This window comes from Tenacibaculum sp. nBUS_03, from assembly GCF_051201695.1.
GTDB lineage: Bacteria > Bacteroidota > Bacteroidia > Flavobacteriales > Flavobacteriaceae > Polaribacter.
The window spans coordinates 1783240-1809023 of the sequence record NZ_CP179214.1; the positions used below are offsets into that span (position 1 = coordinate 1783240).

Genomic DNA, 25784 nt, shown 5'->3' on the forward strand with positions numbered 1-25784 from the left:
TCACTATAATTATACAGATTACTTCGAAAGTAAGCTTTCTCGTAATGACACGAACAAAGACTAACTATAAACTGTCATTACGAATGAAATGAAGTAATCTCATTATAATTACACAGATTACTTCGAAAGTAAGCTTTCTCGTAATGACACGAACAAAGACTAACTATAAACTGTCATTACGAATGAAATGAAATAATCTCTCTATAACTAAAGAGTAATTCTATAGTAAGCTTTCTCGTAATGACGCGAACAAAAACTAGCTATAAACTGTCATTACGAATGAAATGAAGTAACCTCACTATATTAGAAAGTAAACTTTCTCACACTAACTTTAAATAATTTCTTTTAATTCAATCGCTCCAGTAACTCTTGCGCCTTTTCTTTATTGTAATAGGCATTATCAATAATAAGATGTAGTGTTTCTTTTGCCTCAGTTAACTTGTTTTGTTTCAACAACGAAAGTGATTTAAACCAATACCCTTTTTGGGCATCAATTAAATCGCTATTTATTAAAGTATCAAGTATTTTTTCAGCACTTATATAATCTTTTAGCTCTATATATGAAATTGCTTTATACATATAAACAGCACTATTATTTTTATCCTGTAGTAAGCTTTTACCCAAAAACACCAATGCCTTTTTATAGTCTTTATTTTTAAAGCTTTTTTCTGCCTCAATTAAATTATCTGTAGCATCACTTTCTCCTCTGTTTATAAAAGTAGGAAGCTTTGTTTGCATTATATACTCGCTATACAAAGCACTGTAATTATTTTTTGGCACTATATTATTAAAAAACCTAAACACACCTACCAATAAAGCAATACTAGCAGCTACTGAAATAAAGTATAGTGGCCTTACTTTTCCTTTTTTCTTCTTTTTAAAAGCCTCACTTCCTTCTTTAATTGTTTTTTCGAAGCTCTTAGCTTCGGCACCTTTAAAAAATGCTTCTATTTCATCAACCTCATCACTTTCATCTATCGAAAAATTCCACGAATCTTCATTGTAAGAATCAAACAACTCTTTTTCAAAATCTACTTTAAGTTTAAAATCTTCGTCCGACTTTAGCCTATCCTCAAAAGCAGTTCTTTCTATTTCTGAAAGTTCGTCTTTAAAGTAACGTTCAATTAAAATATCTTCTTCCATCATCATACCACTTTTAATTTCATATACCTCACATCACCTTTAATAAGCTCAGTCAGTTTCTTCTTACACTTAAAAACACGTTGTCGTATAACCGTTTCTGAACTATACTCAGTACTTGCTAAAATCTCCGCATAGGGTACTTTAGCAAAAAACAGATTTAAAATATGTCTACAATTTTCAGACAACATTCCTAATTTTTCTACAAACAATTCTTGTTTTTTTATTTCCAAATACGACAAGGCAGTATCCCTCTCATCACTTACTTGTTCAGCAAACTCATTATTTGTTACCCTATTTTTTCTTTTATTTAACTCTCTACGCCATAAATTTCTACAAACAGTGTACAGAAAGCCCTCAAAAGTTGACTTTATTTCAAATTTTTCTTTTTTTAATCTAACCGCTATTTGCAATAAAGCTTTTTGAAAAACATCCTCAGCATCTTCACTATTCCCTTTGTTTTGAAGCACAAACTGCTTAATACCATAAAAACTTTGTTCGTAGAGTGTTTTTATAACACTTGAATCATTTTTCTCTATAGCTTCTAAAAAAAACTTCCCTTCCATTTTAACTAGTTATCTTACAAAAATAAAAAAATTATATTTGCCCATGGGTAACATTTGATGTTTTCGTAAACATCGAGTTAAGAAAACAAAATATTTACAATCATGAAAAAAAGTAATTTAATTACAAAAACCTTAATTTTACTAGTAGCTATTGTTATTTGTAGTTTTACTATTAAAAAGACACCTTTTAACAATGTAACAAAAAATAACATTATTAATTTTGTTGAAGATAAAAAAGAGTTACCTACTGATGGTGGCATATTAATTGTATATAATGAAGGCACAACTGAACAAGAAAAAAGAACAATAACTAATTGTATTGGCAAAAGTGATTTACTAAGTATAATAGCTATTTTAAAATGTGCAGAAAACCCTGATGCTGAAATAATATATTTCCAAAAAGGCTTACCTATTTTTACTCAAGGAGATGATACCACTACAGACGGAGATGACCAACCTCAACAAGGGCTTTCTTTAAATCAAGTATTTAATACGATTTCTAACTGTAGTAATGGAAAACTTGTTCTATATACTACAAACCTTACCTGTTCAGATTCTCAAACTTATGCAGGAAGATTGAATCCAGACCCAGGAAGATAATATGATAAAACTCCTACTTCTTTTTGCTTACATTTTTCTTCTTCAAGAAACTACATCTCAACATAACTATAAAAATATTGTTGCTAGAGATAAATATAAGAAAATTAAGGAAGAAGAAGTAGATAGTTTATTAAAATCTGTTATCGTAAAAGATTCTTCTTATGCACAAATAGCACACGCTTATTCTTATTTTTTTCATAAAAAAAAGAAAAACTATAAACTAGCTATTAAATATGCATTGATTGAAATAAAAACTTTAGAAGATTTAAATCTTAACTCTAAAGAATACACTAATGCTTTATATAATATAGGTAATTTTTATTACATATCACTACAATACAATATGGCTATTGAATATTATAACAAAGCCATTAAATCAAATGCATTCCCTAAAAAAGTTGCTCAATCATATTGCCAAATAGCTAAGTATCAAAGAATAAAAGGAGATTTCTATATGTCTCTTCAATACTATTTTAAAGGTTTACCTTTGTTAGAGAAATTTGGATCTAAAAAAAGTATAATATTACATTATCTATCATTATCCAATACATGTAATAAATTAAATACTAAAAAAAGTTCTGATATTAATTTTTATTATCTGAAAAAAGCTGATAGTATACTCACAAAACTACCTAAATCAAAAATTAAAAATAAAATACGGTTTGATTTAAACAACTATTTCGCCATACTAAATACAAACAAATATAAATATAACTTTCAAAAAGCTAAAAGCTATTACTTAAAAAACCTAAACGAGAGTTTTAAAACAGGTATTGTAAGGAATATAGCTATTTCAAATTTAAATTTAGGAGAACTTTATTTAAAAGAAAAAAAAGATAGTTGTCTTTATTTTTTAAAAAAAAGTTTAGAATATGACTCTTTTAATAAACTATACATACATGATACTTATAAAAATATAGCTTCTTTTTACATTTATAAAAAAGATTTTTCAAGTGCATTAAAAAACATACAAAAGTCAATAAATTATAATTTTAAAGTAAAGGAAAACAAATTAATAAAACATCTAACCAATAATAAAATATTAAACACTTTAGATAAAAATACAATTCGAAATTCTTTAAAAATAAAAACAGAAATTCTTATACAGCTTTATAATACCACTCAAAATAAAGAATACTTACAAAAAGCTATTGACAATGTTCAGTTAACAAATAAAATAGTAAACATTCTCATTAATTATAGTACAGAAGCTAACACCAAATATTTGTGGCGAAAAGAAATTTCCGAAACTTTTAATTTAGGTATTTATACGGCTTATTTATTAAACGATTCAAAATTAATGTTTGAGTTAATGGAAAAAAATAAAGCTTTTTTATTAACCTTAAATATTAATGAAAATATAAAACTCACTAATTTACCGGATGAAATTTCTACTAAAAACAACATATTTAAAAAAGATATTTTTCAATTAGAAAGTGAAACAGATACTCATAAAGCTTCTAAGAAAAAAGATTCCTTATTTGATTTAAAAGTAAGCTATCAAAATTTTAAAGATTCGATTCAAAAAATATATCCACAGTTTAGTAATCAAAACAACGATATTCAACAAGTTTCTCTTAGTAAAGTTAAAAGTAACTTACGTAAAAACGATATTAAACTTTACTATTCACTTAATACTAGTAATGTAGATACTAATAAGCAATCAATGTTGGGGTTATTAATTGCCAACAACAAAGATATTCGTTTTAAAATAAAAAATATTGATAGTGTTTTATTAGGGATTACTGAATACAAAAAACTTATTTCAAAACCGCTTACACAAAAACAAGAGTTAGCACGTTTTAAAAAGGTATCGTATTCACTCTATAACCAACTATTCCCTACTAAAGAGATTAAAGACCTTATTAAGAACAAAAACATTAGTATTGTTAGTGATGTTTTTCTAGAGAACATTCCTTTTGAAGCGTTTAATACTAGCGCTACTGAATTGCGCTATTTAGTAAACGATTGTAATATAAGTTATAGCTACTCTAGCTCATTTTCTGAGTTTAATAAAAATAGAGAATCGAAAAACAAATACAGACCTTGTTGTTTTTGCTCCTGTTAATTTTAAAAACACTGAGTTATCACCCCTAGAAAACACAGAAAAAGAAGCTGCTGTTATTACTAATTTAGTAGGTGGAGATAGTTTTACAAACAGTAATGCTACAAAAGAAAATTTTGTTCGTAAAACCAGTAATGCTAAAATTATACATTTAGCAACACATGCAACTGCTACTAATAATCCGAGCATTCAGTTTTTTACTAATGATTTAAAATTACATGAACTCTACACCTATAAAAACAACGCTGACTTAGTTGTTTTAAGTGCCTGTGAAACTAACATTGGAGAGTTAAAACAAGGTGAAGGTGTTTTAAACTTAGCTAGAGGTTTCTTTCATTCTGGAACCAATTCGGTAGTTTCTTCAATATGGAAAATTAATGATGCTAGTTCTTCATTTATTATGAAGGAATTTTACTCCAATTTAAAAGACAAACAATCAAAAACAGAAGCGCTTAACAATGCCAAACGCGCCTACTTAAAAAAACATAGTTTATCAGAACAGTCGCCTTATTATTGGGCTTCTTTTGTTTTAATTGGTGATACTTCTCCTGTTTTTACAACTAATTACTTTTATTATATAAGTATTGTTTTAATAATTGGGTTATTGGTATTTCTCTTTTTTAGGAGAAAAAATAAATCATACTAACAGATAAAAATTGCTATTTAAAACCACTACATATCGAATACAGTTTTTTATTGTTCTTGTTCTGTTTTTCTTACAAACAATTAAAGCTCAATACACATATACTGATATCGTTAAAAAGAGTGAAATAATAAACTTCAATGAAATAAAAGTAGATAGCATATTAGACTCAATAATGATAAAAGACATTGAATATGCAAAAATAGCTCATAATTTTTCATTTTTTTTTAACAAAAAAAAGAAAAATTATGAGCTAGCTATTAAATATGGTAAAATTGAAGTAAAAATTTATGATAGTTTAAAAATAAACAATAAACAATACGCAAACGCACTCTATAACTTAGGTAAATTTTACACAAATAAAAATGATTTTGATAATGGTATTAAGTACCACAAAAAAGCTATACAATCAAATTCTTATCCCTTAAGAAAAGCCCAAAGCTATTGTTACATAGGTTCTATATATTTTAAAAAAGGAGATTATTACAAATCCAACAACCATTATTTAAAAGGAATTCCTTTATTAGAGAAATACGCCTCTAAAAAAAACTTAATAGCCCACTGTACTGATTTTACTGCGACATGCATTAAAATAAAGACAAAAGAGAGCATTGAGATTGGTCTTTATTACCTAAAAAAAGCTGATAGTATAATCCAAAATTCACCAACATTAAATATAGACAATAGAACAATTTATTCTATAAATGTGGTCATAGCAAACCTATACTCCTTAAAACCAAAACATAATTTTAGAAAATCTAAATCCTATTATTTTAAAAGCTTACAAAACGCTTTCAAAGAGAATAATGACGATTTCATATCACTTGCTTATTTAAACTTAGGCGAACTATATTTAAAATCGAACAATGATAGCTGTATGTTCTATTTAAATAAAAGTATAGAACACAACATAGCTAATGAAAACTACATGCTATATCTTCATAAAAATATTGCTACACATTACTATTCTAAGAAGAAATACGAAAATGCCCTAGTTAGTATCAAAAAATCATTAAATTTCGGTTTCAACGTTAAAAAGAATAACGAAATAACCTCACTAACTCTTAATCAAATCATTACGTCAAATGATAAAACACCTCTTATAGAGGCTCTAAAAACAAAAACAGAAATTCTTATACAGCTTTATAATACTACTCAAAATAAAGAGTATTTACGAAAAGCGATTGACAATGTTCAGTTAACAAACAAAATAGTTTCTACTATAATTAACTATAGCACAGAAGCTAACACCAAGTATTTATGGAGAAAAGAAATTTCTGAAACTTTTAATTTAGGTATTTATACTGCTTATTTATTAAACGATTCAAAATTAATGTTTGAGTTAATGGAAAAAAATAAAGCTTTTTTATTAACCTTAAATATTAATGAAAATATAAAACTCACTAATTTACCGGATGAAGTTTCTATTAAAAACAACGTATTTAAAAAAGATATTTTTCAGTTAGAAAGTGAAACAGATACTCATAAAGCTTCTAAGAAAAAAGATTCCTTATTTGATTTAAAAGTAAGCTATCAAAATTTTAAAGATTCTATTCAAAAAATATATCCACAGTTTAGTAATCAAAACAACGATATTCAACAAGTTTCTCTTAGTAAAGTTAAAAGTAACTTACGTAAAAACGATATTAAACTTTACTATTCGCTTAATACTAGTAATGTAGATACTAATAAGCAATCAATGTTGGGGTTATTAATTGCCAACAACAAAGATATTCGTTTTAAAATAAAAAATATTGATAGTGTTTTATTAGGGATTACTGCATACAAAAAACTTATTTCAAAACCGCTTACACAAAAACAAGAGTTAGCGCGTTTTAAAAAGGTTTCGTATTCACTCTATAACCAATTATTCCCTACTAAAGAGATTAAAGATCTTATTAAAAATAAAAATATTAGTATTGTTAGTGATGTTTCCTTAGAAAACATTCCTTTTGAAGCTTTTAATACTAGCGCTACTGACTTGCGCTATTTAGTAAACGATTGCAATATAAGTTATAGCTACTCTAGCTCATTTTCTGAGTTTAACAAAAATAGAGATCGAAAAACAAATACAGACCTTGTTGTTTTTGCTCCTGTTAATTTTAAAAACACTGAATTATCACCCTTAGAAAACACAAAAAAAGAAGCTGCTGTTATTACTAATTTAGTTGGTGGAGATAGTTTTACAAACAGTAATGCTACAAAAGAGAATTTTGTTCGTAAAACCAATAATGCTAAAATCATCCATTTAGCAACACATGCTACTGCAACTAACAATCCGAGCATTCAGTTTTTTACTAATGATTTAAAACTACATGAACTTTACACCTATAAAAACAATGCGGATTTAGTTGTTTTAAGTGCTTGTGAAACTAACATTGGAGAGTTAAAACAAGGCGAAGGTGTTTTAAACTTAGCTAGAGGGTTCTTTCATTCTGGAGCCAACTCGGTAATTTCTTCTACGTGGAAAATTAATGACGTTAGTTCTTCATTTATTATGAAGGAGTTTTACTCCAATTTAAAAAACAAAGAATCAAAAACAGAAGCGCTTAACAATGCGAAACGAACCTATTTAAAAAATCATAGTTTATCAGAACAGTCTCCTTATTATTGGGCTTCTTTTGTTTTAATTGGTGATGCTTCTCCTGTTTTTACTACTCATTATTTTTATTACATTCTTCCTATTTTATTGGGTTTATTTATTTTTTATATTTTTTTCAAAAAAAAGGGGTAACATAATTTAAAGTATTGAACACTATAGAAAATGATCTATATTTTGAAACATACTTTAAACCAATTTGAAGAAAATTTACTACATCAAATCTCATTTCTTTTTCTAGAATTGACGTTGTTTAGTAACGTTATATATCGGTCAATATTTATTCGAATCAATTGATTTAAAAAATAAAACTTTCATTATTTGAATCTGAAGGTAGTCCGTTAATATTTTGTTCTCATTAAACAGTAAATAATTGGCTACCTCTTTTCAAATACTAAAAAAAGTACAAAAAGAAAAACACTAAAATCATAGTCTATGAGAAAGGAAACTTAAAACAATCAGGGAAAATTACTAAAAAGAAAAAAATTAAACAGTTGTATCAACCTAAATGAAAAAGAAGCGTTGAGAAACTTAATATGCCAGGGAAATTGCTATGAAAGAATATTATTTATTACAGTTACTATGTTCAATTACTAGAAAAAGAGTTGGTTACAACCAACTCTTTTTCTAGTAAAATAATCTAAAAACCTATTTTGTAAAATTCTTTTTCCCTTTTATTTTAAAATAATTACAAATGAACTTGCTGAAGAAACATTAAAATTTAGTGGTAAATAATTTCCTTCACCATTAATATGTAAAATTAATCCATCTGTAAATAGCCCAAAATATTTGGTATTCCACAAACATATTAGCTTTTTATTAGCTATTAAATAGTCTGAAAAGTTTTGAGTATTATCTAAAAAAACAGCTTTGTTTGGAAAATATAATTCCCATTTATTTAACTCTAGTATTTCGTTTAAATATTGTTGATAATACATTTGAGAATCTAGCATTCCTCCCCATTTTGTAGAATCTGGAGTTGATGTTGATTTTGGTGGATTAGGAGCTCCAGACTGAGGATCTATATGCCAATTGTATGTATTAAATTGTTCTTGAAATGCAACTTCAAACGGATTAGAGTCAATGATTTTTGTTTTCAATAAATCATTCAACCCTATTTTTGACAACTCGTTATTTTTTATAAGTTCATAAAAAAAATCTCTAGCGGCTTCACTCTCAATCAATGTTTTACCTATTAAATATGAGGTTATGTACATTAACTTTTCTTTTTTATCAACTTCTTCTTCTACTTCTTCTGTTACGTCTATAGGATCAATAGCAACCACTCGCCTTCCTCTTTCCATTCTTTCAACAGTATCTAGTCCTTCTAACTCATTTTCAGAACAGGAAACACAAAATACCAATACAACACACAATAGTTTTAATACTTTCATAATTCGTTTTTTTAATATTTCTTACCACAAAAATACATCGGAATTTATCCACTACTTTGGGTAGTTCAAATTCGTAATACTTGAATTCAAATTCGTTAGCACTTATTAAAAAAGATCTTTTAAAACCATCTCTTTTCTTCTAGTAGCAACTGGTATTTGCTCTCCTGTTTTAGTAATAAGATACCCTTCATTTGTATATTTAGTGATATACGCTTTATTTACAATAAACGACTGATGACATTTAATAAACCTTTTTTTATCAAGTAGCTCCTCTACTTTTTTCATAGGTTTTGAAATAACAATTTTCTCTTCGAAAAGATAAAATGTAGTATAATTACCTTCTGATTTACAATAAATAATATCATCAAATGAAACTAAATGTTGCGTATCTAATGTTTTTAATACAATTTTATGATGCTCTCCTTCCCTATAATAGTGATTTGCAATGGTAATTGAATTTCCTAACGTATTCTCTTCCTGAACAACATTAACCGCTTTTTTTACAGCTTCTATAAACTCATCATCATCAATAGGCTTTAGTAGGTAATCTAAAGCTCCTAAACGTATTGCCTTTATAGCATGAGAATCAAATCCTGTAATAAAAATTATTTTAAAGTTTATTTCTTCTAACGATGATAAAATATCAAAACTCGTACCGTCACCTAAGTCAACATCCATAAATACTAAGTTAGGTTGGTATCTTTTTATCTTCTCAAGCCCTTCTTTCACTGAAATAGCTTCGTCTACGATAAACAACTCTTTTTGAAAATTTTGGAACACCCTTTTTTTTAGGTCTTCCCTAACGTGACGTTCATCTTCTATTATTAATGTCTTTAACATACTACAATAATTTATAAGGCATTTTTAACGCTACCCTTGTTCCTTGACTGTTTTTTCCTAACTCTTTTTTATTCGTAACAACAATTTTTTCACCTATCATTTTTCTTAAAAAATCATCTATCAACTTTACCGAAGATCTTTTATCAACATTATTCGCATCAATTCCTATGCCATCATCATCAATAACACAGCTAATATATTTCTCACAAAAATTAAGTTGAATAATAAGATTCCCTTTAATTTCATTTTTACCAAACCCATGAATTATAGCATTCTCTACAAAAGGTTGTAATAACATAGGGGGAATAAAAATCTCATCTTCAATCTTAATCGTGTTATCTATTAAAAAATTAAACCTTTCAGGAAATCTAAATTGTTGTAATTCTAAATAATCTTGTAACGATTGAAGTTCGTCTTCAATAGGTACGTAATCTTTGGTTGAATTTTCAAATATTGTTCGTAAAAGTCTTGAAAATTTTTGAATGTATTTTATAGATTGCTGACTGTCTTCTTCAATACTATTTTTAATTAAACTTAAACTATTAAATGTAAAATGAGGATTCATTTGAGAACGCAGTAAGCGCTGGTGTAATAAGAAATTTTGCTGTTCTATTTTAAACTTCTTTTGTCTATAAAAATTTAACACTAACACTCCTATTACAATAGCCAATAATAATAGCGCTATTAAAACATATTGATTCCTCTCAAATTTAAGACTTTGTATTTCTGCTCTTTTTCTAGCTTTCTCTAGTATTCTTTCATTTTTATAAGACTCTTTTAAAACTTGTAACTCACTATTAATTCTATTAGCATAATTTTTTTCTTGATATGCATAAATAGAATCTAATTGAGAAGTAACCTCCTCTATTCCTTTATTTTTTTTATAAAGAATTTCTAAATTAGTTTTCAGGGCATCTCTTTGATCAATATGATCAATAGTATTTAACCCTAGATGAAAAATAGAATCTACATATTTTTTAGCAATATCTATTTTGTTTAATTTTATATATGATTTAGAAATACTTACGTAGTTATTAGCATTCCTTGCTTGCGAAAGATGTGCTGGTAATTTTTTTGAAAAAGTTAACGCTTTACCATATGCTAAAATTGCTTTGCCAAATAAATTACTATTAAAATAATAAAATCCAAGTGTAGCATATAATTCATACTTTACTATTGTTCTTAAATAAGATTCATATTTTATAGCTTCAGTTAACTCTTTTATTGCTTTGTTGGGCTTCCTTAAACTACTATAAATACTAGACCTTCCTATCTTAGACAAAACATAATTGGAAGAGTCTCTTACTTTCAAAAACATTGCTATTGCCGAATCATTTGCTATTAGAGCTTCTTTAAATTGTTTTATTTCAACTTTAACTCTTTGTCTAAATCGATAAACATAAGCTTTATTTTTATAATCATTCTCATTTAACAATGTTAGTAACTTTTCATTCACTCCTTCAGCATTCAGATAATCTTCTTTATACCTATAGTAGGTTAACCTTAGAGCTATAAAATAAGATACTTCTCTATCTGATTTTATTTTACCTTTAGAAAAGGAAATTGCATCTTTAAGATTTTCAATAGCTAAATCATATTTCTTTAATCGATTATTAAACCGTGATGATATATAGGAGAACTCTGCTTTTAAAGAATCTGATATTCCTTCTTTAGGAATTCTATTGAGCTTCTCTAAATAAAAAGCTAAAGAATCTTGTGATAATCCAGTACCAATTTTAGCATTAAAATAACTTGGTAACTTTTTTAATATCACTTTATCTTGTTTTTTATCGCAACATATTGCAATTAAAAAACATATTACTACAATAATTTTTTTCATACCTCCCCACTAAATAACTGAACAAAGCTAGTTATTTCATTATAAACACTCTGTTCCTTGATTGTAAAACTAAAAACTCCTCAGTTTTGTACACTTATTATACATTTTGTTACAATTAACAACTTAAATTCATCATGTCGTTATAAAAAAAACAAATTATTATTAAAACATTTCAATTATGAATTTATAATTCACAAATATGAATTGACTTATACAAATATTAATATCTTTTATAACTTCGTCAAAAACATATATCTTTTAATTTAATACACCTAAGAAATCAACTATAATTTATCAACTATTTATGGGGCATACATTAATAAATATAGTACAACAACTTCTAAAAAAAAATAAAATTTCTTTTGATAAAGAGGAGCTTTCTTTTCAAATACAAAGTCATCCATCCTATCCTAGTTTGCATGCTATAACAGGAGTACTTGATCATTTTAATATAGAAAATGTAGCAGCAGAAGTTCCAGTAAATTCAGAGACCTTAGCACAATTACCATCTTGTTATATTGTACAAGTAAATGATAGTAATGGTTTGAACTTAACAATTGTTGAGAGAAAGAAAAATGAATATACTTTATATACTATAGAAGGCAAAAAAGAAAAAATATCTGAAGCAGAGTTTTTAAAAAGGTTTACCGGAATTATAGTTGCTGTAGAGAAAACAGATACTATTCAAACAAGTAAAAAAACAAGTAAAACCCCACAATATATAGGTTTAGGAATTCTAAGTTGCTTAGTTGCTTTTGTAATTCTTAAAGCACCTAATTCAGTTTTTAGCTTTTCTCATTTACTTTTATCAATAGTAGGAATTGTAGTTAGCATAGCTATTGTAAAACAAGAGTTAGGTTTACAAACCTCCATAGGTGATGCCTTTTGTTCTGGAGCAGATGAAAAAAAAGATTGTGATGCAGTACTTACCTCAAAAGGGGCTAAAATACTAAAAGGATATAAATTAAGTGACTTTAGTATATTATATTTTTCAACATTGGCGCTTTTAAGCTTCGTTGAAATGGCAACACCTGCACTTGCTTATTCAATAAGTTTGGTTGCTATTCCAGTAACATTATATTCCATCTATTATCAATATGCAGTAGTAAAAAAATGGTGCTTGCTATGCTTAAGTATTGTTGGTTTATTATGGTTGCAAGCATTGATACCAGTAATAACAAACACCTATATTTCTAGTTTTATACCTACTGACTATGTTATGTTGGTAATTATAGGAACAAGTATTTGGATGGGATGGATCTATATAAAGCCACTAATAACTGAAGTAACAGAATTACGAAAAGAAAAAATAGAAGGGGTTAAATTTAGAAGAAACTTTACCTTATTTGAGGGAATACTAAATAAATCTCCTCAAATAGATACAGCTATTGATAAAAACCAAGAAATTGTTTTTGGTAACCCAACCTCAAATTTAGAAATAGTTGTTGTAACCAACCCTTTTTGTGGGCACTGCAAACCGGTACATAAACAAGTAGATGAAATTTTACATAAATATAATAACTCCGTTAAAATAAGAATCCGTTTTAATATAAATACTGAAGACAAAAACGGTAGTGCGGCAAAAGTAACGAGTAGATTATTAGAACTCTATAACAACAACAAGAAAGAAGAGTGTTTAGAGGCTATGAGTGAAATTTATGAAGATGGAAATGTGGATATATGGGTAAAGAAATGGGGAACAACAAATAACAGTGATTATTTTTTAGCTGAATTGGAAAGAGAAAAAGAATGGTGCAAAGAAAACGCTATTAACTTCACTCCTGAAATTCTAATCAATGGAAGATCGTTTCCAAAAGAATACAATAGATCTGATTTAATTTTCTTTATAGAAGAACTGGAAGAAAATAGCCAAATAACAGTAAATAAAGTATAAAAAGCAAAACCCAAAAAGGGCTTTGAATTTGAAACATATTCTCTCGCGAAGAATAGACACACTCGGTGAGTGTCTTAAAATGTTCACCGCTAAAAACAACATTAATCATTTTAATTATGAAAAAATCAATTTTAAATTTAGGGAAGGCTCTAAATAGAGCGGAACAAAGAGAAGTAAGTGGAGGTAAATGGAGAGCATGTTCATCGAGAGAGACAGCTGCTGGTTGTTACCATATTAGAACTGGTTGTTATTGTCCTATAAATTCTTTTTAATTTATATCAAAAACAAGCTCAAAAATCTCATTTAAAAATAATATCATTATGAAAAAATCAATTTTAAATTTAGGAAATGCCTTAAATAAAATAGAGCAAAAACAAGTTAACGGGGGAAGAAAATTCTGTACAAGCCATGCACAGTGTCCTGCGAATCAATGTTGTCAATCACCTCCTAATTCAAGTAGTGGAGTATGTGGAGCTGCAAATAATGGTCAAGGTTTATGTAATGGACAATTACCTTTTGAAGATGTACCATTTGGATAAACACCAATGTTTTAACTTAAAAGGGCTCTATTTAGCCCTTTTTTATTTTAACAAAAAGCGAGTGCTATAATCACTCTCTTATTAACAATACTAAAATTTTTATTTATGAAAAAATCAATTTTAAACTTAGGAAATGCTTTAAATAAAGCAGATCAAAAACAAATTAATGGAGGTAAAAAAAAATGTGACACACATAATGATTGCGGACCAGGGGCTTGCTGTAATACTTCAAGGTTTTGTCAACTGTTTGGAGCTCCAAATTCAGGCGGGCTTTTATGTGATGGCTCTTTATTAATTTTTTAAGCATACTTATTTAAAAGAAACCTATAATCACAAAAGAATGATTTTCACATAACTTTTATTTAAATTTTATGTGAAAATCAAATTATTCAATAAAAAATCAACTTCTTGTATAAGTATATATAAAGGATTAAATTGCAACGGCTTCCTAATTTATAGATGTAAAAATTGCTACGATAAATAGAGCTATTAAGATATAAAAAGTTTTCACTTTATATTTAAGAAAAAAACTATTAAAATAATTAAATTTTTCATTTGAAGAAATTTCCAAATTATAAGCAAACCGAGGCTAAAGATTGTGGTCCAACGTGTATAAAGATAATCGCCAAGCATTATGGCAAAACAATCAACACACAACAATTAAGAAAACTAAGTGAAACGACCCGAGAGGGAAGTAGTTTGTTAGGATTAAGTGAAGCAGTAGAATCTATGGGTTTTAAATCTTTAGGAATTAAACTTGCTTTTAACAAACTTCTTGAAGCTCCATTACCATGTATTGTTCATTGGAACAAAAACCACTATGTGGTTCTTTATAAAATAAAGAAAAATACTGTTTATGTATCTGACCCCGCTCATGGACTCATTACTTTTACCAAAGAAGAATTTATTCAGCATTGGATAGGGAACAATGCAGATGAAAATACAGAAGAAGGAATAGCCTTACTTGTTGAACCTACTCCTAGGTTTTATCAAGAAGAGTTTGAAGAAGATGAAAAATTTGGGTTCTCATTTATATTCAAATATCTTTTTAAATATAAAAAATTCATCATCCAGCTTATCATAGGCTTATTAGCTGGAAGTTTATTACAATTAATATTACCTTTTTTAACTCAGAGTGTGGTTGATGTTGGTATAAAAAACCAAGACATCAATTTTGTGTATTTAATTTTATTTGCCCAACTATTTTTATTTGTAGGAAAAGCTTCTTTAGAAATAATACGCAGCTGGATTTTACTACATTTAAGTACACGGATTAATATTTCATTAATCTCTGACTTCTTTATCAAGTTAATGAAACTCCCTATTTCTTATTTTGATGTAAGAATGACTGGAGACTTATTGCAACGAATCAATGACCACAAACGTATAGAACGAATTCTAACTACCTCTTCATTAACCGTGTTGTTTTCATTCTTTAATCTGATCATTTTTAGTTTAGTTTTAGGATTTTATAGCTTGCAAATATTTGGAGTATTTGTTTTAGGAAGTGTTTTATATTTTGGTTGGGTTTTGTTTTTCTTCAAGAAAAGGAAAGAGTTAGATTACAAACGATTTTCACAAGTTAGTCAAGAACAAAGTAAAGTTATTGAGCTGATTAACGGAATGCAAGAAATTAAGCTTCATAATGCAGAAAGGCGCATGCGTTGGAACTGGGAATATGTTCAGGCTCGTTTGTTTAAAGTAGCAACGAAAAGCTTGGCTTTAGAGCAAACCCAAAGTGTAGGGTCTAACTTTATTAATGAATTAAAAAATATGTTCATTACCATTTTGTCTGCCAAATTAGTAATTGATGGTCAAATTACTTTAGGGATGATGATGGCAATTAGCTATATAGTTGGCCAATTAAACGGCCCTATAGTTCAATTAATCAATTTTATGAGAGATGTGCAAGACGCGCAGATATCTATTGACAGGTTAGGAGAGATTCATAACATGGAAGATGAAGAAAAGCCCGAAGATGAAAAAGTCACTCATATTCCAGAAAAAGAAGCCATAAAACTTAATAACATCTCTTTTAGGTATACAGGAGGATTAGAACCTGTATTAAAAGATTTATCATTAGAAATTCCAGCGAATAAAACTACCGCTATTGTTGGAGTTAGTGGAAGCGGAAAAACAACCTTAATGAAATTATTACTTGGTTTTTATCAAGTAGATTCAGGAGATATAAGTATTGGTAATTTTAACTTGAAAAATATTTCACAAAAAGAATGGCGAAGGAATTGTGGGGTAGTAATGCAAGAGGGATATATTTTTAATGATACCATCGCAAAAAATATAGCTGTTGGAGAAGATTATGTAGATAAAGAAAAACTAGCACATGCCATAAATGTAGCCAACATATCAGATTATATAGAAGGATTGCCCCTAGGATATAACACAAAAATTGGAAGTGAAGGAAACGGTCTAAGTACAGGACAAAAACAACGATTATTAATAGCCAGATCTGTATATAAAAATCCAAAGTTTTTATTTTTTGATGAGGCTACTAGTGCACTAGATGCAAATAATGAGAAAGTGATTATGGGAAAACTTAATGAGTTCTTCTCCAATAAAACAGCAGTAGTTATTGCACATAGACTAAGTACAGTTAAAAATGCACACCAAATAGTAGTATTAGAAAAAGGAAAGATAATAGAAAAAGGAACGCACCAAGAATTAGTAGCTTTAAAAGGAAGCTACCACCACCTAGTTAAAAATCAACTAGACTTGGGTAAATAAATAACATGTCATACCAATAGGGTAACTTCCCTCATTGGTAATGACAAAAATATTCTCTCGCGAGGAATAGACATACACCTTGAGTGTCTTAAAATGATCAAGGGTTTAATTAATTAAATCTTTAAAAAAATGAAAAAATCAATTTTAAATTTAGGAAAAGCTTTAAAAAGAGCTGAACAAAAAGAAATCAGTGGAGGACGAAGAGGTTGCTCTCCTTTCTTTTTCTGTGCTTTTGACTGTGGAGAAGGAGATACTTGTGCTGTTCCTAATGGAATGGGAGGAGCCAACAGAGGAACAATAGTTAACGGACAGTGTTGCTTATAAAAGAATTATAATATGTATTTCTTTTAAAGAATAAGACTTAACAACTAACCAAACTAAAATGATTTAGGTCATTTGTTTCATGTAAGTCAAATAAAAAGTAATTAATATTCTATAATTAATCTATTAAAATCAATACAAATTCTAAATAAAGAATTTGTATTGATTAAAATATAAACATATGCCAGAAAATAATCAAGATATAGAAATACGAAGTGAAGAAGTACAAGAAATATTAAGTTATGTTCCTAATTGGATGATTCGTTGGGGAAATACTTTATTTTTTTTATTAATTATAATGTTGTTATTCATTTCTTGGTTTGTGAAATACCCTGATGTAATAGCAACAGAGGTAATGGTAACTACTTCATTTCCTCCTGAGAAAATCTATGCTAAAACTGCAGGTCAATTTGAAGTGTTTTTAACACATGAAGGAAAGAAAGTAACGAAAAACGAAGTATTAGCTGTTATAGAAAATAGCGCTTCTTACAAAGATGTTTTATTATTGAAGAGTATAACAGATACAATAAGTAAGAATAAAGAAGTTTTTTCTTTTCCTATAGATAAACTACCTCCTTTGGTTTTAGGTGATATTACAACTAGTTTTTCGCAGTTTGAAAACCAATACTCTGAATATGTTTTAAATAAAGAACTAACCCCATACAAATCAGAATCTTTCGCTAACAGAATGTCTGTTATTGAGGCGAAGCAACGATTACAAATTTCACACTCCCAAAGAGAAATTAGTAGAAAAGAGCTTGAAATAAAAGAAAAAGACTTGGAAAGAAGCATAATAATGTTTAAAGAAGGTGTAATTTCAGCTAAAGAAAAAGAACAAAAAGAAATAGAAATACTACAATTAAAAAGAGCTTATGAAAATTCAGGAAGTTCAATTTCTCAATTAAGAGAATTTATAAATAATTCAAATAAAAATTTAATAGGCACTTCTATTAAAAAAACACAAAACGACAGCCGTTTAAAGATAAAGGCTATTCAGTCGTTTTTATATTTACAAAAAGCAATAAAAGATTGGTTAAAACAATACGCTTTAACTAGTTCAATAAATGGAGAAGTTTCTTTTTTAACATTTTGGAGTGAAAACCAAACCGTACAAACAGGAGATTTGATTTTTACTATAATACCTGAAAACAGCAATTCTTTTATTGGTAAAATAAAAGCCCCTGCGACGAACTCAGGGAAAATAAAAAAAGGACAAAAAGTACAAATACAATTATTAAATTATCCTTCAGATGAATTTGGAGAACTAAATGGAAAAGTGAAATCAATTTCTCCAATACCTGATGCAAAAGGAAACTATCTAATAGACGTTCTGTTACCTCAAGATTTAAAAACTACTTATGATAAAAAAATAGAATTTAGACAAGAAATGAAAGGTACAGCTAACATAATTACCGAAGACCTACGTTTGATAGAACGCTTTTTCTATCAACTTAAAAATATTATTAAATAAAAGAAATTCTTTCGCGATGAATAGACATATACCTTGAGTGTCTTTAAATGATCAAGGATTTAATCAATTTTATAAATTATTTAAAATGAAAAAATCAATATTAAGTTTAGGAGAAGCTATAAAAAAGGCTGATCAAAAAGATATTTTTGGAGGAACATACCCTTTTGAAATAGGGAACCCTAACGGTTCTGGAAATGGTTCTGGAGGTGGATCTGGAAATACTGGTTGTGACAACCCGGGTTTAATTCTATCATGCCCACGTGGTAAGTGTTATAGTCAAACAGCTTGTCGTTGTGTATATGGTCAAGGAGAAGGTGTTAACATGAATGGAATTTGCATCAATTAATCAGCTATAAATTAATTATTGAATAAATGTTCTTGGTAATTTGCGTTACCAAGAATATTTATAATTTATCCATAAAAACACATTCTAGGAAAAAGTTAAAACATAGAAATAAATTGTTAAGGTAACTCCTTATTGTTATATTAATTATAACGCTAATAATGATTTCTTAGTTTGGAAAACAATCTAATGTTCTTCTATTAACTTAAATTTTTTCTTCAAACATTTTCTAATTTAACGGCACTTAAAAAGCAACATGAGACTTTATTTTTTATGCTCATTTACAACTACAATCTTATTTTTAAAGACCTTATTACTTTCTAAACCAAAGCTTTAGTTGAAGTACCTTCATTAAATTACACTTATTAACTGACTACCTATCGTTTTTTTAATGAGAAAAAACAATTGACTTTATTCGAGCATCTTCCTGCATATGCAAAAAAAACAGTTCACTCTATTTTAATTTAATTATTATAGAAATTTCCTGTAAATTATTTTATCTTTCTAAAGGTATAACAACAAAAAACACTAAATTAGCAGGCTTTCTTCGAAAGAAATTAAATTTAAAAATTACATGAGTATGAGTCCAAATGACGATAGAAAAATTAGAGAAAAGTTACAACAAAAAACCTGGAATGAAGTAAAAACAAATGACTCTTGGGCCATTTTTAAAATAATGGCTGAATTTGTTGAAGGATATGAAAAGTTAAGTAAAATAGGACCTTGTGTATCTATTTTTGGTTCAGCACGAACAAAACCTGATCATCCATATTATAAATTAGCTGAAGAAGTTGCTTTTAAATTAACACAAAGCGGATTTGGTGTTATTACTGGTGGTGGTCCAGGTATTATGGAAGCGGGTAATAAAGGAGCTAATAGAGGAAAAGGTACCTCAGTAGGGCTTAATATTGAATTACCTTTTGAACAACATGACAACCCTTGGATTGACCCTGGAAAAAGTATCGATTTCGACTACTTTTTTGTTAGAAAAGTTATGTTTGTAAAGTATTCTCAAGGATTTGTTGTAATGCCCGGTGGGTTTGGTACTTTAGATGAACTATTTGAAGCTATTACTCTTATACAAACTAAAAAAATAGGTCGTTTTCCTATTGTCCTAGTTGGTAAAAAATTCTGGAGCGGATTAATTGATTGGATTAAGAATACTCTCATTGAAGAGGGAAATATTAGTCCTGAAGATTTAAACTTGTTTAGAATTGTAGACACAGCAGATGAGACCGTTGAGCATTTTAATAAATTCTATGCTAAATATGAATTAAAACCAAACTTCTAAAAAAATAAACTATATTTAAAACTCGTTATCGTATATAACGAGTTTTATTTTTTAGTATTTTGAAAAACACTTCTTTATTTTTTTCCTTTTTATTCATTTTAAATTGCACTATTAGTATAGCGCAAACAAATTCGATAAATTCGACAATACGTTTAAATGACAGTATTAAGACTTTAGATATTCAGCAAAAAATAATTTTTCACAATAAATCAAACACTACCTTACAAAAATTATTTTTACATAATTGGGCCAATAGCTTTAAAAACAACAATACTCCTCTGGGAAAAAGATTTATTGAAGATTATAAAAAAGATTTTTATTTTGCTAAAGAAGAAGAAAAGGGGTATTCTAAAATTAAAAACCTTACTCTTAATTATCTTAAAGTTCCATTTAAAGAAGTTAAAAAAAATTCAGATATTATTGAGATATCTTTAAAAAAACCTCTAAAACCTAAAGACAGCGTCCAAATATCTTTGATGTATACTGTAAAAATTCCTAGCGCTAAATTTACTGGTTATGGAAAAACTAAAACAGGTTATCATTTACGTTTTTGGCAAATAGTTCCGGCTATATATAATAAAAAGTGGCACATCATGAGTAATTTAAACATTGATGACTTATATCAAGATGTTGCTAATTACAGTATAAATATAGAAATCCCTAAGAAATACACCTTAGAAAGTAACCTATATCAATATGAAATTAAAAAAGAAAATGTTACTAGTTATCGACTAGTTGGAAATAAAAAGAAAGATATCATTCTACATATAAGTCAAGGTAAAAAATTCAAGTCTTTTAAAACAAAAACACAAGAAATTAAAACTGATGCCTACACTAAAAATTTATCAATAAAAACTACTACTGGTATTATTACAAAACAAATTCAATTTATAGAAAGTTACATAGGTAAGCACCCGCATACAGAAATTTTTGTTGATGCCAATACCATCAATAAAAACTCTTTGCATGAAATATATGGGGTGCCGAGTTGGCTTAATCCATTCCCTAAGAGCTTTAGATGGGAAATTAACTTTTTTAAAGCCCTAACTTCTAAATACATTAATGATATTTTACTCCATAACCAACGAAATGACTATTGGTTTTCAGATGGATTACAAACATTTTTAATGATGGAATACTTAAAAAAGTATCACCCAAAAACAACTATTCTTGGTAAATACTCAAATTATTGGCCCTTAAAATATTACAACATAAGTAAACTTACACAACGTGATAAATTTGCTTTTGTGTATCAATTCAGCGCTCGAAGGTTTTATGATCAATCATTAACAACTCCTGCTGACTCATTATCAAACTTTAACAGAAAAATTGTTAGTAAATACAAAATAGGGTTAGGGTTTAAATATTTACAAGATTTTATTGGTGATAGCATTTTTCAAAAATCCATTAAACAGCATTTATTCAATAATCATTTAAAAATATTCCCCACTAGCACTTTCTTAACTACTTTAAAAAACAATACAACAAAAGACTTAGACTGGTTCTATTCTGATTATTTAAAAACAACAAAAAAAATAGATTATAAAATCACTTCAGTGAAAACAGAGGAAGATTCTCTATCAGTTACTATCAAAAACAAACGTAATTTCTCTGCACCAGTTGCTTTATATGGTATTAATAACAAAACAATTAAGTTTAAAAAGTGGGTAACTAATATTGACTCTACAAAAACTGTGAAAATAAAAAAAGGTGATTTTAATAAACTTGCTTTAAATTATGAAAACATTTATCCTGAATACAACTCTCTTAATAACTTTAGAACAACAAATAATAAATTGATAAGCAAACCTTTTCAGTTTAGATTTTTAAAAGATGTCGAAGATCCATATTACAATCAAATTTTTTACAAACCTGATTTCAAGTACAATTTATACGACGGAGTTATTTTAGGTGTTAAAATAAACAACCAACCAATTATTCCTCATAATTTTAACTTTTCTATTACTCCAAACTACAGTACGAAAAGTAAAAACTTTACTGGGGCTTTTTCAATGGGATATGACCATTTTTTTCAAAATTCACCTATCTATAAAATAAGATATGGTATAAGTGGTAGTAATTTTCATTACGCTCCAGAATTAGGGTATAATTCATTGACTCCTTTTGTAAACATTTCTTTTAGAAGAAAAACACTAAGAGATGTAGGTTCAAAATTTTTAACTACTCGATTATTTTATATAAATAAAGAAGTAGCACCTGGAGCGGAAGTTACAGAAAGTGATAAATATCAAATACTTAATTTCAGATATATATATAACAAACCCAATATTATAAAGAGACTTCAATATGCGGTTAATTTTGAATTAGGTAATAACTTCACTAAGTTATCAACTGATATTAGATATCGTAAATTTTTTACTTCAGATAAAAATTATGACTTTCGTTTTTTTGGAGGAATGTTTATAACTAACAATTCTAATGGTGATTATTTTAGTTTTGGATTAAATAGAAGCTCTGACTATTTATTTGAACATAATTTATTTGGAAGGTCAGAAAGTTCAGGCCTTTTTAGCCAACAATTTGTTATTTCAGATGCAGGTTTTAAATCAAAATACAATACTCCAAAAACAGCAAATCAATTTATACTAGCTGCAAACACTAGTGTTAGCGTTTGGAAATGGACTCAGATTTATAATGATATTGCAATGTTAAAAAATAAAAACCAATCTCCTGAGTTCTTTTATGAGAATGGCATTAAGCTTAATTTTATCCCGAACATCTTTGAATTTTACTTCCCAATATACACCAATCAAGGATGGGAAGTAAACCAAGCTGCCTATCCTTCAAAAATAAGATTTGTAATTACTACTAATATTGATAGAATTTATAATTTCATAAGAAGAGGTTTATTGTAGAATATTCAAAAAAACTTCTGTTTTCATCATTTTATTGAATATTTCTCAATAAAAAGAATGATTTTTAAAATTCAATTAAAAAAACTATCTTTGTAACCATTCCAAAATTTGATGACTTATGATGCATAGTACCGAAATAGCTAATACTCAAAAACTTTCTTTTAATGATTTTAAAAAAGAAGTACTAAACGATTATAAAATTGCTCGTATTAGTAGAGAATGTAGTTTACTAGGTCGTAGAGAAGTTTTAACAGGAAAAGCAAAATTTGGTATTTTTGGAGACGGTAAAGAAGTTCCGCAATTAGCCATGGCTAAAGCATTTAAAAATGGTGATTTCCGTTCTGGTTATTATCGTGATCAAACTTTTATGATGGCTATTGGCGAGTTAACTGCACAGCAATTTTTTGCTGGTTTGTATGCTCATGCTGATATTAACCAAGATCCTATGTCTGCTGGGCGTCAAATGGGAGGACATTTTGCCACGCATTCATTAAACGAAAATGGTGATTGGAAAAACTTAACTGCTCAAAAAAATTCATCTTCCGATATATCTCCCACAGCAGGTCAAATGCCTCGTTTGTTAGGGCTAGCTCAAGCTTCAAAAATTTATAGAAATGTTAAAGGTTTAGAAAACCATACCTCGTTTTCAAACAAAGGGAATGAAGTTGCTTGGGGTACTATTGGAAATGCTAGTACTAGTGAAGGTTTATTTTTTGAAACTATTAATGCTGCTGGAGTATTACAAGTTCCTATGGTTATGAACGTTTGGGATGATGAATATGGAATTTCAGTACACGCAAAACATCAAACAACTAAAGAGAGTATTTCAGAAATATTAAAAGGTTTTCAACGTGATAACAAAAATAAAGGATACGAAATCTTTGTAGTTAATGGATGGGACTACGTTCAGCTAATAGATGTTTACAATAAAGCATCTAAAATAGCTAGAGAAGAGCACGTACCTGTATTAATCCATGTAAAAGAATTAACTCAACCTCAAGGTCATTCAACCTCTGGTTCACATGAAAGATATAAATCTAAAGAACGTTTACAATGGGAACAAGATTTTGATTGTATTACTCAAATGCGTAAATGGATTTTAGAATTTGAATTACAAGACGAAGAAGGTAAAATATTAAAATTTGTTGATTCTGAAGAAGAATTAATAAACATAGAGAAAGAATCTAAAAAATTAGTGAGTAAGGCTAAAAGAGATGCTTGGGCTGCTTTCACTGGAGAAATAAAAGCGGAATCAAAAACAGCTATTAGTTTACTTACTAAAATTTCAGAAAAAAGTAGCAACGGTACTTTTATTTCTAAATTAAAAAATGATTTAGAAGCTATTAATGAACCTATCCGTAAAGATATATTAATAGCTACTCGTAAAACATTGCGATATTTAAAAGACGAAAACTTTTCTGAAAAAATAGAACTTCAAAAGTTCATTAAAAAATATTTAAAAGAAGCCTATTCAAAATATTCTTCTCATTTAATGAGTGAAACTGAAGCAGCTCCTAGTAATATTTTTGAAGTAGCTCCTGAATACACTAGTGAAGAAAAATTAGTAGACGCTAGAGTTATTATGCGTGATAATTTTGACGCAATCTTAAAAAAACATCCTGAAGTTTTAATTTTTGGAGAAGATGCTGGATATATTGGTGATGTAAATCAAGGATTAGAGGGCTTACAAGAAAAATTTGGTGAGTTCCGTGTTTCTGATACAGGAATTAGAGAAGCAACTATATTAGGACAAGGTATTGGTATGGCCATGCGTGGTTTAAGACCAATTGCTGAAATACAATATCTAGATTACCTTTTGTATGCTTTACAAATAATGAGTGATGATTTAGCTACGCTTCGATACCGTACTTTTGGAAAACAAAAAGCTCCTTTAATAATTCGTACTAGAGGACATCGTTTAGAAGGTATTTGGCATGCGGGTTCTCCAATGGGAGGAATTATTAATAATGTAAGAGGAATTCATGTATTAGTTCCAAGAAATATGACTAAAGCTGCAGGTTTTTATAATACCTTATTAGAAGGTGATGACCCAGCATTAGTAATTGAATGTTTAAACGGATACCGTTTAAAAGAAAAATTACCTACGAATTTAGGAGATTTTAAAACTCCAATTGGTGTTGTTGAAACAATTAAACAAGGAACAGATATTACAATTATATCCTACGGATCTACTCTTCGCATTGTAGAGGAAGCTGTTAAAGATTTAGCTCAGGTAGGAATAAGTGTTGAAATTATTGACGCTCAAAGTTTATTACCTTTTGATTTAAATCATGACACGGTTAAATCAATAGCAAAAACTAACAGATTATTAGTAGTTGATGAAGACGTTCCTGGAGGGGCTTCAGCATATTTATTACAAGAAATTTTAGAAACTCAAAACGGATATAGACATTTAGATAGTAAGCCCGCAACTTTAACTTCAAAAGCTCACAGACCTGCTTATGGAACGGACGGAGATTACTTCTCTAAGCCTTCAGCAGAAGACGTATTTGAAAAAGTATACGAAATTATGCATGAATCAAATCCTGAAAAATATAAGAGTCTTTATTAAAGAATATTCAGTCATAAAAAAAGCGTTTTTAGAAAATTTCTAAAAACG

At 28.2% G+C, this 25784-nt stretch carries 20 protein-coding genes; 15 read left to right on the top strand and 5 right to left on the bottom strand.

The window, feature by feature from the left end; genetic code table 11:
- Positions 1–345: 345 nt before the first annotated feature.
- Complete coding sequence (locus ACMFBB_RS08385; protein ID WP_435263959.1) at positions 346–1149, bottom strand: tetratricopeptide repeat protein; 804 nt, start codon at positions 1147–1149, stop codon at positions 346–348.
- The gene (locus ACMFBB_RS08390) at positions 1146–1706 is read right to left on the bottom strand and encodes an RNA polymerase sigma factor (protein WP_435263960.1); all 561 of its coding nucleotides are present in this window, start codon (positions 1704–1706) and stop codon (positions 1146–1148) included. The genes ACMFBB_RS08385 and ACMFBB_RS08390 overlap by 4 nt, the downstream gene beginning before the upstream one ends.
- Before the next feature lie 102 nt (positions 1707–1808).
- Between ACMFBB_RS08390 and ACMFBB_RS08395 the strand changes: the two genes are divergently transcribed.
- The 4 genes from ACMFBB_RS08395 to ACMFBB_RS08410 are packed head-to-tail and all read left to right on the top strand — an operon-like array spanning position 1809 to position 7748.
- The gene (locus tag ACMFBB_RS08395) at positions 1809–2306 is read left to right on the top strand and encodes a hypothetical protein (RefSeq protein WP_435263961.1); all 498 of its coding nucleotides are present in this window, start codon (positions 1809–1811) and stop codon (positions 2304–2306) included.
- A 1-nt stretch (position 2307) separates the two neighbouring features.
- The gene (locus ACMFBB_RS08400) at positions 2308–4374 is read left to right on the top strand and encodes a tetratricopeptide repeat protein (protein WP_435263962.1); all 2067 of its coding nucleotides are present in this window, start codon (positions 2308–2310) and stop codon (positions 4372–4374) included.
- Positions 4325–5017 (top strand): CHAT domain-containing protein, encoded by a 693-nt coding sequence (locus ACMFBB_RS08405; RefSeq protein ID WP_435264284.1) that lies wholly within the window; start codon positions 4325–4327, stop codon positions 5015–5017. The genes ACMFBB_RS08400 and ACMFBB_RS08405 overlap by 50 nt, the downstream gene beginning before the upstream one ends.
- 10 nt (positions 5018–5027) lie before the next feature.
- Positions 5028–7748 (top strand): CHAT domain-containing protein, encoded by a 2721-nt coding sequence (locus ACMFBB_RS08410; protein ID WP_435263963.1) that lies wholly within the window; start codon positions 5028–5030, stop codon positions 7746–7748.
- A 539-nt stretch (positions 7749–8287) separates the two neighbouring features.
- Here the strand turns inward: ACMFBB_RS08410 and ACMFBB_RS08415 are convergent.
- The 3 genes from ACMFBB_RS08415 to ACMFBB_RS08425 form a co-directional block, all read right to left on the bottom strand.
- Entirely contained in the window at positions 8288–9007 is a 720-nt protein-coding gene (locus ACMFBB_RS08415) for a hypothetical protein (RefSeq protein ID WP_435263964.1), read from the bottom strand.
- A gap of 105 nt (positions 9008–9112) precedes the next feature.
- The gene (locus ACMFBB_RS08420) at positions 9113–9847 is read right to left on the bottom strand and encodes a LytR/AlgR family response regulator transcription factor (protein WP_435263965.1); all 735 of its coding nucleotides are present in this window, start codon (positions 9845–9847) and stop codon (positions 9113–9115) included.
- A 1-nt stretch (position 9848) separates the two neighbouring features.
- Positions 9849–11687, bottom strand: coding sequence for a histidine kinase (locus tag ACMFBB_RS08425; protein ID WP_435263966.1), 1839 nt, complete (start codon positions 11685–11687; stop codon positions 9849–9851).
- A 304-nt stretch (positions 11688–11991) separates the two neighbouring features.
- On the opposite strand from ACMFBB_RS08425, the gene ACMFBB_RS08430 reads away from it, so the two are divergent.
- The 11 genes from ACMFBB_RS08430 to ACMFBB_RS08480 all read left to right on the top strand — a co-directional run bounded on the left by ACMFBB_RS08430 (position 11992) and on the right by ACMFBB_RS08480 (position 25736).
- Complete coding sequence (locus ACMFBB_RS08430) at positions 11992–13581, top strand: vitamin K epoxide reductase family protein (protein ID WP_435263967.1); 1590 nt, start codon at positions 11992–11994, stop codon at positions 13579–13581.
- A gap of 116 nt (positions 13582–13697) precedes the next feature.
- On the top strand, positions 13698–13853 hold the full coding sequence (locus tag ACMFBB_RS08435) for a hypothetical protein (RefSeq protein WP_435263968.1): 156 nt from the start codon (positions 13698–13700) through the stop codon (positions 13851–13853).
- A gap of 48 nt (positions 13854–13901) precedes the next feature.
- Entirely contained in the window at positions 13902–14120 is a 219-nt protein-coding gene (locus tag ACMFBB_RS08440) for a hypothetical protein (RefSeq protein ID WP_435263969.1), read from the top strand.
- A 105-nt stretch (positions 14121–14225) separates the two neighbouring features.
- Positions 14226–14423: a hypothetical protein gene (locus tag ACMFBB_RS08445; protein ID WP_435263970.1), complete on the top strand. Its 198-nt coding sequence runs from the start codon at positions 14226–14228 to the stop codon at positions 14421–14423.
- A 252-nt stretch (positions 14424–14675) separates the two neighbouring features.
- Positions 14676–16862 (top strand): peptidase domain-containing ABC transporter, encoded by a 2187-nt coding sequence (locus ACMFBB_RS08450; RefSeq protein ID WP_435261354.1) that lies wholly within the window; start codon positions 14676–14678, stop codon positions 16860–16862.
- A gap of 129 nt (positions 16863–16991) precedes the next feature.
- A complete protein-coding gene (locus ACMFBB_RS08455; RefSeq protein WP_435263971.1) occupies positions 16992–17186 on the top strand; it encodes a hypothetical protein in 195 nt (64 codons plus the stop codon).
- Positions 17187–17364: 178 nt separating this feature from the next.
- Positions 17365–18654: an HlyD family secretion protein gene (locus tag ACMFBB_RS08460; protein ID WP_435263972.1), complete on the top strand. Its 1290-nt coding sequence runs from the start codon at positions 17365–17367 to the stop codon at positions 18652–18654.
- An 85-nt stretch (positions 18655–18739) separates the two neighbouring features.
- Positions 18740–19000 carry a hypothetical protein gene (locus ACMFBB_RS08465; protein ID WP_435263973.1) on the top strand — a complete coding sequence of 87 codons (261 nt, stop codon included), beginning with the start codon at positions 18740–18742 and terminating at the stop codon, positions 18998–19000.
- Between the two features lie 577 nt (positions 19001–19577).
- Positions 19578–20288: a TIGR00730 family Rossman fold protein gene (locus ACMFBB_RS08470; protein WP_435263974.1), complete on the top strand. Its 711-nt coding sequence runs from the start codon at positions 19578–19580 to the stop codon at positions 20286–20288.
- 59 nt (positions 20289–20347) lie between these two features.
- The gene (locus tag ACMFBB_RS08475; protein ID WP_435263975.1) at positions 20348–23164 is read left to right on the top strand and encodes an aminopeptidase; all 2817 of its coding nucleotides are present in this window, start codon (positions 20348–20350) and stop codon (positions 23162–23164) included.
- Between the two features lie 118 nt (positions 23165–23282).
- Entirely contained in the window at positions 23283–25736 is a 2454-nt protein-coding gene (locus ACMFBB_RS08480) for an alpha-ketoacid dehydrogenase subunit alpha/beta (RefSeq protein ID WP_435263976.1), read from the top strand.
- Positions 25737–25784: the final 48 nt, after the last annotated feature.